A 15225-nucleotide genomic window follows, 5' to 3' on the forward strand; every position below is an offset into this window, starting at 1 on the left:
CGGGCCCCGGACCCGGGTGCACGAGCGGCGGTCTCCGGATGGCCTTACCGCCTCCGGTGCCCAAGGGTGAAACCGAGGTCGCACCCGGCGGCGCAGCGGAAACGGGAGACGGACATGCCGAAGTACCTGATCCAGGCCAGTTACACAGCCGAGGGAACCAGAGGCCTGGTCGCCGAAGGCGGTACGGGCCGCAAGGAAGCCGTGGAGAGGACCCTCAGGTCGTGCGGGGGCACCCTCGAGTGGATGTACTTCGCCTTCGGCGACGACGACCTGTACGTCGTCGTCGACATGCCCGACGACGTCTCCATGGCCGCCACCTCCATCGCGGTGCGCGCCACGGGCGCCGTCACGTCCAGGGCCGTTCCGCTGCTCAGCCCGGAGGACATCGACGCCGCGGTGAGGAAGACGGTCGACTTCCGGGCCCCGGGCGCCTGACCCCGGCTGCGGACCTGGGCCGGACCGGCCGGTTCAGCCGGCCGGTCGCGGACGCGCCCGCCCCGGGTACCGGAGCACACAGCGCGGCGAGAGGACCTCGGCCGGCGCACACCGCCGCCGGCCGAGGTCCCCCGCCGCGCTGCTCCCGCTGCGTTCCCGCCGCGTGCGGGCCGGGAATCACTGCTGGATCGGCCGTCCGTCCGTCCCGCAGATGTAGCCCGCGACGATGCAGTCGCGCACCCTGCGCTCCAGCTCCGCCTGGTCCCAGGCGTTGAAGAAGTCGCCGTGGAAGGTGTAGCCGGGCGCGTCCGTGACGTTCACCCCGCCCCGGGTGCCCGCCAGGGTGAGCCCGCCGCCGGTCACCGGCCAGGTGATCAGCAGCTCAAGGCGTGGTACGACCACGGGGTGACTGGACGGACATGTCTGCCCGACGGCGTACGCCATGTGGTCGCGGTGGTTGGCGCTGTCGAGGTTCTTCCCGTCCCAGCAGGTCGGGAAGTCGAGATAGTTCTCCAGCTTGTGGCCGGGTGGACAGTTCATGAAGTCCCGGCCGGATTCGGGCCTGCCGACGCAGGACCAGCGCGCGGCCGGATTCTGGTCGGGCGAGGTGGCCAGGGCGTTGCCGACGACGTACCGCAGTCCGCGCGGATGGGCCACGGCGCGGGTGTGGTCGGTGATGCCCTGGTAGTAGACGGTGACCCGCTCGGGGGCCACGGCGGCCCCGTTCCGGTAGAGGGTGGGCGTCCAGTAGGAGGAAAGGTCGGTCGCCGGGGTGCAGTTGGTGGTGCCTGCGCTCAGTGACTGCAGCGTCGAGGAGGCGTTCGCCGTCCTGTTCCCGTAGAACTCGTGGATGTGCGAGCGTCCCGCCTGGCCCGGGAAGACGATCGGATCGTCGCCGCGCCGGTGGCTGGAGAAGCAGTCCGCGCGGAACTCGCTCCCGCGCAGCGGGGCCGCGGCCTGGACGGCGATCGCCGCGGCCTGGGCCTTGGTGTACGTGTACGCGTGCGCCCTGTGGTTCACCCCGGCGTGGTGGACCGCGTGAGCGTCATCGCCGGCGCGGTCGGTCGTGCACCCCGCCGTGGCGAGGAACAGCGCGGCTGCGGCGCCCGCCAGCAACCGGCGCAGGAAAGGCGACATGGTGTCCTTCCTCTCCTCGTCAGCCGAACGGGATGCGGACGACGGACTGATTGCCTGTGCCGAGGGTGCTGCCGCCGTTTCCGATCGCGTTCCACACCTCGACCCGTACCTTGCCTCCCGTCAGATCGCCGTGCGTCCCGGTGGCGGATTGCAGACCTCTCGCCTGCGTGTAGTGCTCGTAGCCGGGAACGGGATCGGTCGCGAAGTAGTGGTACGTCTCCGTACGGTCCCAGGTGCCGTCGCCGGTGCGGTCGTAACTCACCCTCACCTGCTGGCCGTTGGCGACCGTCGACCCCGCGTCCACGAAGAGGTCGAACTGCGTCGGGCCTCCGTTGTACGTCCGGGTGATCGGACCGGATGTGAAGACCTGCGGACCGTGCGGAGTGCCGTCGTGGTTGGCGCCGCCCGCAGAGGCGAGGGTGACCGAGGAGGCCGATGCCGTCGCGTCACCGGCGCCGCCGCCCGAGCGCAGATACAGCTGCGACGATCCGGACGGGGGCGGCTCGCTCGGGTCCGGCGGGGTGGTGCCACCACCCCGCGTCCACACGCCGACGTAGTCGACGAGCATCGGGCGGCCCGGAACGGTCGCGGCGGTCGGGGTCTTCCCGGCCAGCGCGTCCGGGAACGCGCCGCCGATCGCCACGTTGAGCAGGATGAAGTACCCGGCGTGCTCGGTCATGTTCGCCCAGGTGCCGGCGTCGACGCGGTTCTGGGCGACGCTGTGGAAGAGCTGGTCGTCCACGTACCAACGCAGCTCGTTGGGGGACACGGACCGGTCCCACTCGAAGCGGTACGTGTGGAACGCGGACTGGCAGCTCGCGCCCGGGCAGGTGCGGTTCGCGCCGATGCCGGTCGTCTCGTTGCACGGGCCGCCGGGGTTCACTCCGCAGTGCAGCACGCCCCAGACGGAGTTGATGCCGTTGACGTTCTCCATGATGTCGAACTCGCCGATGCCCGGCCAGTTCCAGTAGTTGCCCCGATAGGGCGCACCGAGGGCCCAGAACGCGGGCCAGTAGCCGAGTGCGGCGTCACCGGTCACATTCGGCATCTGGATACGGCCCTCGATGCGCAGGGTGCCGCCGGCCGGGGCCTTGAAGTCGGCGCGACGGGTCTCGACACGGGCGGAGGTCCAGTTGCCCCCACCGTCGCGGAGCGGCGTGATGCGGAGGTTGCCGTTGCCGTCGAGGGAGATGTTGTCCGGGCTGGACGTGTAGTTCTGGATCTCGCCGGTGCCCCAGTTGCCGGGGCCGCCGGGATAGGCGTGACCGGTGTCGATCTGCCATTCGGTGGACGAGGGGAGGGCCCGGTCCGGCCCGGTGAAGTCGTCGCTCCACTGCAGGTTCCAGCCGGGCCGGGTGGGGACGGCGCCGCGCGCCGTCCCCGCGCCGGTGAGGGCGAGGAATCCGGCGAGGGCGACGGCCATGGCGAGGAACGCGGTGAACAGGGGGATGGGGGGAGTTGTTCGGACGCGGCTCGTGCTCAAGGAACACCTCCGGTGAGGGTGGTGCCGAGGGGGGCTTGAGAGCGCTCTCAGAGAGTTTTGTAGATGGAGACAGTGCAGCCGTCAATGACTTCGCCGTCTTAACTTCCTGAACCCGCAAAGCAGTTGGCGGCACCGGCCGACGCCGGCCGGTACCGCCGTGGCGTCACCCGGCGTTGTCCCTCGCTCCGCCTCGCCCGGCCCTCACCCCGCGCCCAGGAGCGCCAGTTCCGCCTCGTCCAGTACGAGATCCCCCGCAGCCGCCGAGTCCCTCACCGACTCCGGCCTGCTCGCTCCCGGAATGGGGATCACCGTGGGCGACTTCGCCAGCAGCCACGCGAGCGCCACCCGCTGCGGGCTCACCCCGCGCTCGCGCGCCACCTGGTGGAAGCCCGCGAAGGCGGGCTTCACGCCCTGCGCCGCCGCCCCGTCCAGCGAACTGCGGGAGATCCCGCCGAGCGGGCTCCACGGCAGGAACGCCAGCCCCAGCTCCGCGCAGAGACGCAGCTCTGCCTCGCTGTCACGGACGGCAGGAGAGTAGCGGTTCTGCACCGACACCAACCGGTCGCCCAGGATCTCCCGGGCCTGGCCGATCTGCCTGGTGTCGACGTTGGAGATCCCGGCCAGCCTGACCGTTCCCGCGTCCAGCAGTTCACGGATCGCGCCCAGCGAATCGGCGTACGGAACGGCCGGATCGGGCTTGTGCAGCTGATAGAGCCCGATGGCCGCCACACCCAGGCGCCCGGCGGATGCCTCTGCGGCCCGCTTCAGATGGCGTGGATCGCCGTTGACGGACCAGTCGCCGTCGGCCGTCCGCCCCCGGCCGCCCTTGGTGGCGACGAGGATCCCGTCCGTGCCGCCGCCGTACGCGGCGAGGGCCCGCGCGACGAGCAGCTCACCCGCGCCCGCCTCCTCGCCCGGCGGGTGGTACGAGTCGGCCGTGTCGATCAGGGTGACGCCCGCGTCGAGCGCGGTGTGGATCGTGGCCCTCGCTCGTGTCTCGTCGGGGCGTCCCTCGATGGACAGGGGCATCGCGCCCAGCCCGATCGCACCCACCCGGATGTCACCGACCGACCGTGTCGCCGTCGTCACTTCGCCTCCCCCGTGCCCGGGCCGACCGTCTCGGCAACGGCCCGCCCGAGCCACTCCCTGCTGCGCCCGAAGCGGAATCCGAGCTTCTCGGCGAGGGAGTTGTCCATTCCGTACGAGCGGTCGAAGGAGAACGGCGAGAACGGACCCGACTCCGTCGGGCGGAATTCCACCGTGCCGCCGGTCAGGGCAGCCACCTCCGCGCAGATGTCGGCCGTGGTGAGCCGTCCATGGGCCGCCGCGTTCACCGGGCCGGTGAATTCCGCGCCCGCCGCCCATTCCAGGAATGCGGCGATCTCCTCGACGTACTCATAGGTCGCCGAACGATTCGCGAGAGGCACGGCGATCGGCTCACCCGCCCGGATACGCTCCGCGTAGTGGTCCAGTCGGCCGGTGAAGTCGTCGTCCCCGCCCAGCACATGGGCGACCCGCACCGCCGCGTAGGGGAACCCGGGCCCGCGCGCGAAGACCGCCTCCGCCTGGCGCTTGCCCTCGCCGTAGTTCGACTCGAGGAAAGCGGTGTCGTCCCAGGGCAGCGCGAGATCGACCGCGATGTCACGGGGGTCGACGGCGTCCTCCCGGATCAGGTCGGCGGAGTCCTCGTGCTCGTACACCTCGACGGTCGACGTCATCACATAACGGCGTGTGCGGCCGGCGAAGACACGCCGGGCGATCTCCGCCTGGCGCGGGGTGTAGCAGACCTGGTCGACGACCACATCGAAGGTGCGCGAGCCGAGCGCATCCGCCAGGGCCGCCTCGACATCGCGGTCCGCCACAAGATGGACGGCCCCGTCGGGCGGCGCGGAAGAGCCGCGATTGACGACGGTGACGTGCACTCCCGCATTCAGCAGCCGCTGGATCAGCCTCTTCCCGAAATAGCGGTTGCCACCGATGACACACACGTCGCGCATGCCAACTCCTCCCCGAATTCCCGGCGTTTTCCGCCGGCACCTCCAGTGTTACGTTGACGGGCCGCGTCCTGAAGGGGGAGTCATGGGAGTTCCGGCCGCCACACCGAAAGAACCACGGCATCTGCGCACCGCCGCCGACGAAACCTCGGCGACCGCCTACGACCGGGTGGACCGCCAGATCCTGGAGCTCGTCCAGACCGACGGCCGGATCAAACTGAGCGAACTCGGCCGGCAGGTACGGCTCAGCCCCGCCGCCGTCGCAGAGCGCGTGCGCCGCCTGGAGGCATGCGGCGCGATCACGGGTTACGGAGCGCATGTGTCCCCGGCCCGGCTCGGCTACGGCATCCAGGCCTTCATCAGGGTCAACCCGCATGGCGGCTACACCCTGAAGCACCCGAGGACCATGGAGCTGCTTGCCCGCCCCGAGGTCGTCGAGGCGCACCATGTCGTCGGTGAGGACTGCTGGATCCTCAAGGTCGCCGTGACGGACACGGAGCATCTGGAGGACGTCCTGGAACAGACGTCCGCGTTCGGCCGTACGACGACGTCGATCGTGCTGTCGTCGCCGGTCGGACACAAGCCTCTGCTGCCGGCAGACCGGTGACCCGCGCGTTCACCCGCCGGTGAGTGCCTGCGCGCGAACGGCGGGCCGGTCACCTTGCAGCTCCGGCGACGCCGCACCGCATCACAAGGCCATGAGGCGCGGACGGGCGAACACCGAGTTGTCGATGACGACGTCCGCCATCGGCAGCGGGTCGACCTCCCGCAGATAGATCTCCTCCGCCACGAGATATCTGTCGCGGTGGATGGACTCCGCCTCTGACCCGGCCCAGTCCTGGTCACGCTCCGCCCCTCGCCGTACGGACAGTTCGGCGTCCACCCGCAGCCAGACACGGAAATCCCAGTACTCGTTGATCTCGGGCCGGAACGCGAAGAGGCCGTCGACGATCAGCACCGCGTCCGCCGGGACGGGTGTGGTCGCCGTGGAGTGATCCCGCTGCGTCAGCGGATCGATGCTGCACAGCGCACAGGCCGCTGCCTCCGGCAACCGGCAGGGGTCGAGCAGCAGGCGCCTGACCGCCTCGTAGTCGTACGCGTTGCGGTAGTAGCCCTCGCCCGATTCCCGGTCGTACAGGTGCCGTTCCCTCCACGGCTTCTTGAAGTCGTCGAGGGTCGCCCTCAGCACGGGGCGTCCCGCTGCGCTCAGCGACTCGGCCAGTTCATGTCCGAAGCTCGTCTTGCCCGCCGCGGTGAAACCGTCGATCCCCACCAGCAGACGTTCCCGCCCCAGAGCCTGGACGCGCTCGGCGATCTCCTCGACCAGGGCGCCGCGTTCGGCGGAAGCCGCCGGGGGGCACGGCTGCTGCCAGGTGGAGACCGAGTGATGCACTTCCGCCCGCGGTGATCTCATGTCATGAACCTATTCCCAAGCATCGCGGGGCATGTCCCGGGAGCCGGCCGGGGCGGGGGAGGCCCCGCCCCGGCCGACCGATCACACGGGCCGTTCGACGGGCTGAGCCGCCTTCCAGGCGCGGTAGTGGATGTCGGCACCGTCGGTGAAGGAGGCGTGGTGCGGGGTCCAGCCGAGCAGGCGGCGGGCCTTGGCGCTGGAGACGAGTTCGTCCTGGTCGGCGGCCATCTGCATCATGCCGCCGGCCTCGGCGGTCTCCAGGGAGATCTCGGCGGTGCAGCCGGCGGCGCGGACCGCGCTGGTCTGCAGGTCGAGGGCGCGCAGACGCTGGTCGTCGGCGATGACGAACGTCTCGCCGTCGACGGCCGCGGGGTTGTCGAGGATGCGGACGTACGCCCGGGCGAGGTCGTCGACATGGACCCAGCTCCAGCGCTTGTCGGTGTCGCCGTGGAAGACGGGCTTGCCGGCCTCGGCGGCTGCGAACCACTGACCGGTCATCGAGGTCGTGGCGGCCCCGCCGTACATGAAGCCGGGGCGCACGATCGTGTGGGACAGGCCGGTGGCGGCGAGCTCCTTCTCCAGCTGGAAGCGGAAGGCGAGCGGACCGTCGGGGTTGCCGGGGGTGTTCTCGTCCATCAGCGGCAGACCGGTACGGCCGTAGGAGGAGATGCCGGTCGTGTACACGAGGTGGCGGCGGCGCCCGTCGCGCTCCTGGGCGGCGGTGAGTTCGGCGAACAGGCGCTGGTCCGAGCCGAGGGGGTCGCCCATGTCCAGGAGCAGGTGGACGACCGCGTCGACCCCATCCAGGTGGCCGCGCCAGGTTTCGGGCCGGGAGAAGTCCCCCTGGACGGGGGTCACTTCGGACCGGGAAAGGGCCTGTGCGGCCTCCGAGGAGGCGTCGAGGGCCAGGCCCAGCACCCTGTGGCCCGCGCGGGAGAGGGCGGCGGACACGCGGGAGCCGGCGTAGCCAGTGGCTCCGGTGACGAAGATCTTCATGGTGGTGCTCCTGTGTTCTCGTGTGTTCTCGGGGTTCTTCGGTGGTTCAGGACGGCACGGCGACCCGGTGTTCCGTCCTGGCCGGTGGGGCGGCGACGAATCCGGCGTCGATCGGTGGCGGGCGATTGCCCGTCCCGGTCACGCGGGGGGTCCTGGGCGGAAGAAGCGGGCCAGTCGGTCCGCGAGCCAGGCGGGGTTGTCGGCGCCGATGGTGTGCGCGCTGCCGGGCACGAGGTCCGCGCGCACATCGGTGGCCGCCTCGCGGGCGCCGTCCAGCAGGATCTGCTGGGGCAGGCCGTGCTCACCGTTGAGGACGAGCACCGGCATGGCGAGGCGTCCGGCGGTGCGGGCGGCCCGGCCGTCCTCGACGAGCGTGGCGTAGTGCTCAAAGCCCCCGCGCATCGCCTCCGGCGCCCGGTAGGCGCGCAGCAGTTCGGCCCGGTCCGCCCCGGTCAGCCCGCCGGCGGTCATCATCGACCAGAACCCGCCCAGGTACTGCTCCTCCTTGCCGGCTGTCAGCATGGCGGCCAGCTCGACCTGGGCGTGGAAACCGAAGTGCCATGAGCCGCCGGTGGCCGGGTCCATGTGCTTCTCCAGGCCGAAGCCGGGCAGGAACGCCTCGCTGAGGACCACCCGGCGGACCTCGTCCGGGTATGCCTGGGCCCAGGCGTGGGCGACCATCGTGCCGATGTCGGTGCCCACCACATTGACCTCGGACAGACCTAGGTGCCGCACCAGACGGTGCAGGTCCTCCGCCTCCTCCCGCTTGGTCCAGCGGGAGGCCGGCTTCCCGGAATCGCCCGAGCCGCGCAGGTCCGGCGCGATCACCGTGAATCCGGCTTCGGCGAGCGGCGGCATCGCCGCCCGCCACTCGATCCAGGTGAACGGCCAGCCGTGGACGAGTACGACGGCAGGCCCCTGCCCGCCGGTCACGTAGTGCAGCCGCACACCGTTCACGACGGCGTACTCGTGGGTGAAGCCCTCCATGCCGGGCACGCCGCTGCCGGGCGCGGGCACGTCGGGGGGAAGCGGGGGCTTGCTCATGGCGTCCTCCTGGCTCTCATGCCGGGCGGCTGAGGTTCTCGCCCCGACCCGACTATTGCTTGCTCAGGCAAGTAATAGCATGGTTCCTTGCCTCGTCAAATAAATTCGGGCATCGTAGGTGGTCATGAACGACACCCCGCCCCTGACTCCTGACGAGATGCTGCTGTGGCAGTCCCTGGGGCGACTGGTGCACGCCCTGCCGAGGGTGCTGGAGGACGACATGGGCCGGGCTTCCGGGATGTCGATGACCGAGTTCGCCGTCCTGCTCACGCTCGGCCAGGCTCCCGACCGGCGCATGCGCATGTCCGAGCTGGCCGCCGCGACCGGGCTGACACCTTCGCGCATCACCCGTGTCGTCGACACCCTGCGCTCTCACGGCATGGTGTCCAAGGAACGCCACGGATCCGACGCCCGCGGCAACGTCGCCGTCCTGACCGACGCGGGTGACCGGCGTGTGAAGGCCGCGCAGCCCGCCCACCTGGCCAGCGCCCGCCGTCGGGTCCTCGACCACATCCCCGCCGACCTCGTCCCGGCACTCGCGGACGTCCTCAAGCACCTCACCGACGCCACCATCGCCCCCCGCGACTGTCCCGATGCCCCGGAGCCCGCACAGCCCGCGCCCTGATGGCGGCAGGGGAGCGGCGGCCGGACCGTCACTGCGGCGGTGGGGTCGGACGCTGCCGGATCGGATGCTGCTCCTCGCTTCGGTGCGGGGACCGCTGCCGTCGTTCCTGCGGCGGTCGAACCGCCCAGGTGGGGCGTCATGACGAGGGCATCCTGCCCGAAGCGGCCCTGTGACGACGCACGAGGCCGCGGCCTATCCCGTTCCGGCCGGGCTTTCCTTGACCCCGGCGTCAAGGCTTACGGTCGAAGGCATGCGAATCGGCGAGCTGGCGGAGCGGGCCGGGACGACGACCCGCACCCTGCGCTACTACGAGTCCCGCGGGCTGCTTCCCGCCCGGCGTGCGGTGAACGGCTACCGCACGTACGACGAGGACGATCTGCGGCTGCTCCAGCAGATCAGGACGCTGCAGGACTTCGGGTTCGAGCTGGAGGAGACCAGACCCTTCGTGGAGTGCCTGCGGGCCGGGCACCCGGCGGGGGACTCGTGCCCCGCCTCGCTCGCCGTCTACCGGCGCAAACTCACGGAGCTCGACGCGCTCATCGACCAGCTCCAGGCGGTGCGCGCGGAGGTCGGAGCGCAGCTCTTGCGGGCCGAGGCCCAGGTGCCGGGCGGCCCTGACCCACAGTGCGAATGGGGAGGATGACGGATGACAAAGGCAGATGGCGTCGCGGCGGTGACGGACGCGGACTTCGCCACGGAGGTGCTGGGCGCGGAGCTCCCGGTCCTGGTCGAGTTCACGGCCGCCTGGTGCGGCCCGTGCCACCAACTGGCCCCGGTGCTGAGCGCCGTGGCCGCGCAGGAGCCGGACCGCGTCAAGGTCGTCCAGCTCGACGTGGACACCAACCCTGAGGTCACGATGCGGTACGGCGTCCTGTCCATGCCGACGCTGATGGTGTTCCGCGGCGGCGAACCGGTGAAGTCGATGGTGGGCGCCCGGCCGAAGCGGAAGCTGCTGCAGGAACTGGAGGACGTGATCTGACGGCCGGGCCGTGTTCGGGAACTCCCGCCGGCCGGCGACTCCCCCGGAGCTTCGCCCGGGAGGTGCCCCCGGTACGCGCACTCGCTGCGTCGGCGGTGTTGTCGTCAGTCGCCCGAGTACGCCCCGTACGGGGGCGATCCCCCATCCTCCGGCCGGGGGTGCCCCCATCGCCTTGCGATGCACCGCACCGGGCGCCGCGAGCTACTCGGCGACCTTTCCGGTCACGGACCGGTTCGAGGACACGGCCTGGCGCAGCGCCAGCCCGACCCGGCGGTGGGTGACGTTGACGCCGGTCACCTCGACCCTGACCTCGTCGCCGACCTGCGGCCAGGGCTCTGCCAGTTCGGCGACGGGGACCAAGCCCACGACTCCGTCATGTACGCGGACGAAGGCTCCCATCGGCAGGAGCCGCGTGACGACCCCGGGCACGGTCCGGCCCAGCTGCGTGCGCGCGAAGTCACGCAGCGGGTCCTGCTCAAGGTCCTTGAGGGACAGTTGCGCCTGCAGGCGTGTCCGGTCGACGTCCAGGACCGTGGCGGTGATCTCCTGGCCGACGCTCACGATCTCGGACGTGTGGGAGAAGCCTCCCGAGGACCATGTCAGCTCGGCGCAGTTGATGAATCCGTCGGCACCGCCGCCCAGTTCGACGAACACGCCGAAGCTTTCGGTGCCGGACACCACCCCGTGCCGGACCTCGCCCTTTTCCAGGGTCCGCAGAAACGCGGCCCGTGCCTCGCCGCCGGGGTCCAGTCCCGTACGCAGATCCTTGCGGGCCGCCTCGCTCAGCAGGGGGGTGAACCGGGCGAACAGCATGAGGAGTTGCCCGCCCCAACGAGCGCGGAACTCGTCGTTCACCACGGCGAGGTCCAGCTCGTTGGCGGCGGTCAGCTCGGCGAAGTCCCGTCGCAGCCCCGGCGACGGAGTGGACGTCGCGCCCGTGAACCGGTCCCGGAACACCGGGTCGTCCGACGTCAGCGTGCCGTACGAGGCCTCGCGGTCGCAGCTCGCGTAGAAGTACACGAGCTCCTCCGCCTCCTGCCCGATGGCGGCGGCCAACTCCTCGCGCCGCTCCAGCGGCAGGAGTGACGTGCCGAACCCGTCCGTTCCGTAGAACGCATGGCACAGTCCCGCCAGTTGCAGCTCCGGCCGCGCCCCCCACTGGGCGAGCCGGTCCCGCACCCGTTCCAGATGTGCGAGCAGGGTCCCGCCGGGATGGTCCGTTCGCCCGGCCCCGCACGCCCGCAGCAGCGCGTCCGCGCGTTCCGCTCTTCCGTCGACCGTCCCTGCCATGACCGATTCCCCCCGCTGTCAGTGCCGCCTGTCACGATGCAGCAGTCAAGGATGATCGACAAGGTGGGGATTTTCGCCATGGGCACATGGGGTACGGGGCCGTTCGAGAACGACACGGCGGCGGATTTCGCAGGTGATCTCGACGAACTCGCGCCGGAGGACAGGGGCGGGCACATCCGGGCCGCACTGCTCCGGGTCGTGGAGGAGCCGGAGTACGTCGAGGCGCCCGATGCGGACGAGGCGCTTGCCGCCGCCGCGCTCGTCGCGGCAGGGCTGCCGGGCGGAGACCCGGTCCACCCCGTGTACGGGCCGGAGGAGCCCGTGCCGACGTTGCCGGCGGACTGTCAGGCGTTGGCGGTGCGGGCCATCGACCGCATCCTCGCGCCCGAGTCCGAACTGGCGGACCTCTGGGTGGACGCGGGCGACGCCGACGAATGGCGGGTCGTTCTCGCACGGATGCGGGCCGTGCTCGGCGAGGGTGCACCCGTCCCGCGTTGAGCACCGGCCCGCAAACAAGAAACCCCGGACCGAATTGACGGCCGGGGTATTTTTTCGCGTATATTTATTGGTTCCGCATGCGGGCACAATGGAAACGCAGGAAACTTCAATAAGCGGACTGTATCGCGTCAGGAGCTGAATTGTCAACCGAGGAATTGCGGCAGGAACAACAATTCGTCTCCCTCGTTCATGAGCGGCTGGACCGGCTCAGAGCGGAGGCGGAAGCCGCCGTGTCCGCCGCCGTGGGGCAGAACGGGACCGGGCGCCAGGCGCGCATCGAACGGGATGTCGCCGTCGTCGAGCACTCCGCCACGCTCGCCGCGCTGAATGCCGCGGACACCGGGCTGTGTTTCGGGCGGATCGACCGGCGTGACGGCGTCACCTACCACATCGGCCGCGCCGGAATCCGGCGCGACGACACCGAGCGCACCCCGCTGCTCATCGACTGGCGGGCGCCTGTCGCGCGGCCGTTCTATCTCGCGACCGGATACGAAGCCATGGGGCTGCGCCGGCGCAGGCACATCACCACCCAGGGGCGCATCGTCACCGCGCTGCACGACGAGATCATGGATCTCAGCGACACCACCCGCACCGGCTACGAGTCGCACGACGCCGACGAGGTGCTGCTGGCAGCCCTCAACAGCGCGCGCACCGGCCGGATGGCGGACATCGTCTCGACGATCCAGGCCGAGCAGGACCACATCATCCGTGCCTCGCATCACGGCGTGCTCGTGGTGGAGGGCGGGCCGGGAACCGGGAAGACGGCCGTCGCGCTGCACCGGGCCGCGTATCTGCTGTACGCGCACCGCGAGCAGCTGGCCAAGCGGGCCGTGCTGATCGTCGGGCCCAACCCGGCGTTCCTCGGCTACATCGGCGAGGTGCTGCCCTCGCTCGGCGAGACGGGCGTACTCCTGGCGACCGTCGGCGAACTGTTCCCCGGCGTCCACGCCACCGGGACCGACAGCCCCGCGGCCGTCGCCGTCAAGGGCCGGGCCGAGATGGCCGCTGTCCTGGCAGAGGCCGTGCGCGACCGGCAGCAGGTTCCCGACAAGTGCGAGCCGATCGTCGTCCGGCACGACGACGGGGACCTGATCCTCGACTGGGACATGGCCGTGGAGGCCCGGCACAAGGCCTGGGAGACCGGGCTGCCGCACAATCTCGCCCGTCCCTACTTCGCCTTCCGTATCATCGACGATCTCACCACCCAGCTCGCCGACCGCATCGGCGCCGACCCCTACGGCGGTCCGAACTTCCTCGGTCCCGACGACATCGCCCAGCTCGGCAAGGGCATCGCCGCCAGCGCCGACGTACACGCGGCGATCGCCTCCCTCTGGCCCCCGCTCACCCCGCAGGAGTTCCTGGCGGACTATCTGGCCGACCCGACCCATCTCGCGGAGGACGAAGCCGAGTTGATCCGGCGCCCGCACGGTGACTGGACACCCGCCGACGTCCCGCTCCTCGACGAGGCCGCCGAACTCCTCGGTGAGGACGACTCCGCCGCGCGGGCCGCAGCCGAGGCCGAGCGAGCCCGGCAGATCGCGTACGCGCAGGGCGTTCTCGACGTCTCTTACGCCTCCCGCACCTATGAGTTCGAGGACAAGGAGGACATCGACGAGGACGCGTCGGAGGTCCTCGCCGCCCACGACATCATCGACGCCGAGCGCATGGCCGAGCGGCAGGAGGAGGCCGACCACCGCAGTGCCGCGGAGCGCGCCGCCGACGACCGGACGTGGGCGTTCGGGCACATCATCGTCGACGAGGCGCAGGAACTGTCGGCCATGGCCTGGCGGCTGCTGATGAGGCGCAGCCCGAACCGCTCCATGACCCTGGTCGGCGATCCGGCGCAGACCGCCGACGCGGCCGGGTGCGGTTCCTGGAAGAGGATCCTCGATCCGTACGTGGGTGACCGCTGGGAGCACGCGAGGCTCGGCGTCAACTACCGTACGCCCGCGGAGATCATGGATCTGGCGGCGGCCGCGCGACGGGTCACGTATCCGGGCTTCGAGCCGCCGAAGTCGGTGCGGGCGACCGGGACCGAGCCATGGGCGGAGCGGGTCCCGGAGCGGGACCTGACCCGGGCGGTGCTGGCCGCGGTGGAGCGCGAGACGCCGCCGGACGGGCGGCTGGCGGTGATCGCGCCACGGGCGTTGCACGGGAAGCTGCGGGCGCTGGGGGAGGGAACGGTCGATCTGACCCGGGCGGTCGTGCTGCTCGACCCGCGTCAGGCGAAGGGGCTCGAATTCGATTCGGTGATCGTGGTGGAGCCGGGGTGGTTCGGGGAGAGCGACCTCTATGTGGCGTTGACCCGGGCCACCCAGCGCCTCGGCCTCGTGCACACCGGTGAGCTTCCCGCGGGGCTCAGGCCGAAGGGCTGAGCAGGCGGGGGTCGAGAATGCGGTGCATCCGGTGGGCGACCGGCCGGAAGCCGCGGTTCGGCCAGAAGACGGAGGACTCGGGGTTGGCGGCGCGCCAGTCGGTGACACAGGCCCGGAAACCCCGGCGGGCCGCGTCGGCCAGGGCGTGCTCGGTCAGCGCTCGGCCCACGCCCGTACCCCGGACCCTCACGGCCGTCGCCCCGATCAGCAGCTCGATGGACCCGGCAGGGGTGAGGCAGGACGCCTCGGCCTCCGGGATCGTCCTCATCAGGACGATTCCCAGTGCCTCGCCCCCCGGGTCCTCAGCCATCCAGTACGCGATCGACGGGTCCTCGAGGGCCTCCAGATGGCCTGGGCGCAGGTTCCCGTGGAAGTCACTCTCGATGTACGCGAAGACGGGGGAGGCGGTGTGCGCTTCCGCGACGAGGGGGAACAGGGGCGCAAGCCGGTCGAGATCATCGGGTCCGGCGGCCCGGATACGGAATCCCCCCGCTCCGGCGGCCCCTTGCCCGGGGCCGGCGGTCGCCGTCCCGTCGGCGCCCGCCTCCGGAGCCTTCAGCTCCCGCACCCCGTGCACCTGCTCGTAGGCGAAGCAGAGCGACTGCCACACCGGTACGTCCGCGACCGGCGCCAGCACGTAGTGATGGCCCCGGCCGTCCGCGAGCCAGCCGGCCGCCAGATGCGTGTACAGCCGGCGCAACGCGTCCGGTTCCCCGGCGGAACACTCCGCCGCCGTCCACACATGGCGGCCGCGTTCCCCGTCGCCCGGCCGGGCCAGGAGATAGCCGTTCTCCGTGATCGCGCCCCGCGCACCGTCCTCCCAGGCGCGTCGCAGCAGGTCGGCGGGGCCGGCGAGACCGGGACAGCGGGCCGCGAGCAGCGCGGCCGCGGTCTCGATGTCGCCGACGGTGAAGGGGCGCAGGGCATGACGGGGAGGCATGTGCGGAAGCTAACC

At 71.1% G+C, this 15225-nt stretch carries 16 protein-coding genes and 1 pseudogene; 7 read left to right on the top strand and 10 right to left on the bottom strand.

The window, feature by feature from the left end:
• Positions 1 to 114: 114 nt before the first annotated feature.
• Positions 115 to 435 (top strand): GYD domain-containing protein, encoded by a 321-nt coding sequence (locus ACFU5O_RS11900; protein ID WP_384239188.1) that lies wholly within the window; start codon positions 115 to 117, stop codon positions 433 to 435.
• A gap of 177 nt (positions 436 to 612) precedes the next feature.
• On the opposite strand, the gene ACFU5O_RS11905 is transcribed toward ACFU5O_RS11900, so the two are convergent.
• From ACFU5O_RS11905 to ACFU5O_RS11920, 4 genes are all read right to left on the bottom strand, one after another.
• The gene (locus ACFU5O_RS11905; RefSeq protein WP_384239190.1) at positions 613 to 1572 is read right to left on the bottom strand and encodes a DUF1996 domain-containing protein; all 960 of its coding nucleotides are present in this window, start codon (positions 1570 to 1572) and stop codon (positions 613 to 615) included.
• 19 nt (positions 1573 to 1591) lie between these two features.
• Positions 1592 to 3055, bottom strand: coding sequence for a glycoside hydrolase family 16 protein (locus ACFU5O_RS11910; RefSeq protein ID WP_384239192.1), 1464 nt, complete (start codon positions 3053 to 3055; stop codon positions 1592 to 1594).
• A 201-nt stretch (positions 3056 to 3256) separates the two neighbouring features.
• Positions 3257 to 4144, bottom strand: coding sequence for an aldo/keto reductase (locus tag ACFU5O_RS11915; RefSeq protein WP_384239193.1), 888 nt, complete (start codon positions 4142 to 4144; stop codon positions 3257 to 3259).
• Positions 4141 to 5052 carry an NAD-dependent epimerase/dehydratase family protein gene (locus ACFU5O_RS11920; RefSeq protein WP_384239195.1) on the bottom strand — a complete coding sequence of 304 codons (912 nt, stop codon included), beginning with the start codon at positions 5050 to 5052 and terminating at the stop codon, positions 4141 to 4143. Before ACFU5O_RS11920 ends, ACFU5O_RS11915 begins: the two co-directional genes overlap by 4 nt.
• Positions 5053 to 5134: 82 nt before the next feature.
• Here ACFU5O_RS11920 and ACFU5O_RS11925 point away from each other — a divergent pair, with 82 nt between their 5' ends.
• Complete coding sequence (locus ACFU5O_RS11925) at positions 5135 to 5656, top strand: Lrp/AsnC family transcriptional regulator (protein ID WP_384239197.1); 522 nt, start codon at positions 5135 to 5137, stop codon at positions 5654 to 5656.
• Between the two features lie 81 nt (positions 5657 to 5737).
• Here ACFU5O_RS11925 and ACFU5O_RS11930 read toward each other — a convergent pair whose 3' ends face one another.
• The 3 genes from ACFU5O_RS11930 to ACFU5O_RS11940 all read right to left on the bottom strand — a co-directional run bounded on the left by ACFU5O_RS11930 (position 5738) and on the right by ACFU5O_RS11940 (position 8503).
• The gene (locus tag ACFU5O_RS11930; protein WP_384239199.1) at positions 5738 to 6463 is read right to left on the bottom strand and encodes a uridine kinase; all 726 of its coding nucleotides are present in this window, start codon (positions 6461 to 6463) and stop codon (positions 5738 to 5740) included.
• A gap of 81 nt (positions 6464 to 6544) precedes the next feature.
• Positions 6545 to 7459 (bottom strand): NAD-dependent epimerase/dehydratase family protein, encoded by a 915-nt coding sequence (locus ACFU5O_RS11935; protein WP_384239201.1) that lies wholly within the window; start codon positions 7457 to 7459, stop codon positions 6545 to 6547.
• Between the two features lie 138 nt (positions 7460 to 7597).
• Positions 7598 to 8503, bottom strand: a complete 906-nt coding sequence (locus ACFU5O_RS11940; RefSeq protein WP_384239203.1) for an alpha/beta fold hydrolase — start codon at positions 8501 to 8503, stop codon at positions 7598 to 7600.
• 124 nt (positions 8504 to 8627) lie between these two features.
• Here ACFU5O_RS11940 and ACFU5O_RS11945 point away from each other — a divergent pair, with 124 nt between their 5' ends.
• The 3 genes from ACFU5O_RS11945 (at position 8628) to trxA (ending at position 10107) form a co-directional block, all read left to right on the top strand.
• Positions 8628 to 9128: a MarR family winged helix-turn-helix transcriptional regulator gene (locus ACFU5O_RS11945; RefSeq protein WP_384239205.1), complete on the top strand. Its 501-nt coding sequence runs from the start codon at positions 8628 to 8630 to the stop codon at positions 9126 to 9128.
• A 250-nt stretch (positions 9129 to 9378) separates the two neighbouring features.
• A complete protein-coding gene (locus ACFU5O_RS11950) occupies positions 9379 to 9771 on the top strand; it encodes a MerR family transcriptional regulator (protein ID WP_384239207.1) in 393 nt (130 codons plus the stop codon).
• 3 nt (positions 9772 to 9774) lie between these two features.
• Positions 9775 to 10107, top strand: a complete 333-nt coding sequence (gene trxA / locus ACFU5O_RS11955) for a thioredoxin (RefSeq protein ID WP_384239208.1) — start codon at positions 9775 to 9777, stop codon at positions 10105 to 10107.
• Between the two features lie 201 nt (positions 10108 to 10308).
• On the opposite strand, the gene ACFU5O_RS11960 is transcribed toward trxA, so the two are convergent.
• Together ACFU5O_RS11960 and ACFU5O_RS11965 are read right to left on the bottom strand one after the other, a co-directional pair.
• Positions 10309 to 10869 carry a S1 RNA-binding domain-containing protein gene (locus ACFU5O_RS11960; RefSeq protein WP_384239670.1) on the bottom strand — a complete coding sequence of 187 codons (561 nt, stop codon included), beginning with the start codon at positions 10867 to 10869 and terminating at the stop codon, positions 10309 to 10311.
• Positions 10855 to 11397 (bottom strand): annotated as a pseudogene (locus ACFU5O_RS11965) (DUF6817 domain-containing protein); the annotation flags it as partial. The pseudogene ACFU5O_RS11965 and the gene ACFU5O_RS11960, both read right to left, overlap by 15 nt.
• A 51-nt stretch (positions 11398 to 11448) precedes the next feature.
• Between ACFU5O_RS11965 and ACFU5O_RS11970 the strand changes: the two are divergent.
• Positions 11449 to 11895 (top strand): DUF4259 domain-containing protein, encoded by a 447-nt coding sequence (locus ACFU5O_RS11970; RefSeq protein WP_384239210.1) that lies wholly within the window; start codon positions 11449 to 11451, stop codon positions 11893 to 11895.
• Between the two features lie 140 nt (positions 11896 to 12035).
• Positions 12036 to 14270 carry a HelD family protein gene (locus ACFU5O_RS11975; RefSeq protein WP_384239212.1) on the top strand — a complete coding sequence of 745 codons (2235 nt, stop codon included), beginning with the start codon at positions 12036 to 12038 and terminating at the stop codon, positions 14268 to 14270.
• Here ACFU5O_RS11975 and ACFU5O_RS11980 read toward each other — a convergent pair.
• Positions 14254 to 15210, bottom strand: a complete 957-nt coding sequence (locus ACFU5O_RS11980; RefSeq protein WP_384239214.1) for a GNAT family N-acetyltransferase — start codon at positions 15208 to 15210, stop codon at positions 14254 to 14256. The genes ACFU5O_RS11975 and ACFU5O_RS11980 overlap by 17 nt on opposite strands.
• Positions 15211 to 15225: the final 15 nt, after the last annotated feature.

The organism is Streptomyces sp. NPDC057445 (assembly GCF_042802855.1).
Lineage (GTDB): Bacteria > Actinomycetota > Actinomycetes > Streptomycetales > Streptomycetaceae > Streptomyces.

Bases quoted from the DNA above. Each gene is read 5' to 3' on its own strand.
- ACFU5O_RS11900 (WP_384239188.1), top strand. From the start codon at position 115: ATGCCGAAGTACCTGATCCAGGCCAGTTACACAGCCGAGGGAACCAGA.
- ACFU5O_RS11905 (WP_384239190.1), bottom strand. From the start codon at position 1,572: ATGTCGCCTTTCCTGCGCCGGTTGCTGGCGGGCGCCGCAGCCGCGCTG.
- ACFU5O_RS11920 (WP_384239195.1), bottom strand. From the start codon at position 5,052: ATGCGCGACGTGTGTGTCATCGGTGGCAACCGCTATTTCGGGAAGAGG.
- ACFU5O_RS11925 (WP_384239197.1), top strand. From the start codon at position 5,135: ATGGGAGTTCCGGCCGCCACACCGAAAGAACCACGGCATCTGCGCACC.
- ACFU5O_RS11930 (WP_384239199.1), bottom strand. From the start codon at position 6,463: ATGAGATCACCGCGGGCGGAAGTGCATCACTCGGTCTCCACCTGGCAG.
- ACFU5O_RS11935 (WP_384239201.1), bottom strand. From the start codon at position 7,459: ATGAAGATCTTCGTCACCGGAGCCACTGGCTACGCCGGCTCCCGCGTG.
- ACFU5O_RS11940 (WP_384239203.1), bottom strand. From the start codon at position 8,503: ATGAGCAAGCCCCCGCTTCCCCCCGACGTGCCCGCGCCCGGCAGCGGC.
- ACFU5O_RS11945 (WP_384239205.1), top strand. From the start codon at position 8,628: ATGAACGACACCCCGCCCCTGACTCCTGACGAGATGCTGCTGTGGCAG.
- ACFU5O_RS11950 (WP_384239207.1), top strand. From the start codon at position 9,379: ATGCGAATCGGCGAGCTGGCGGAGCGGGCCGGGACGACGACCCGCACC.
- trxA (WP_384239208.1), top strand. From the start codon at position 9,775: ATGACAAAGGCAGATGGCGTCGCGGCGGTGACGGACGCGGACTTCGCC.
- ACFU5O_RS11970 (WP_384239210.1), top strand. From the start codon at position 11,449: ATGATCGACAAGGTGGGGATTTTCGCCATGGGCACATGGGGTACGGGG.
- ACFU5O_RS11980 (WP_384239214.1), bottom strand. From the start codon at position 15,210: ATGCCTCCCCGTCATGCCCTGCGCCCCTTCACCGTCGGCGACATCGAG.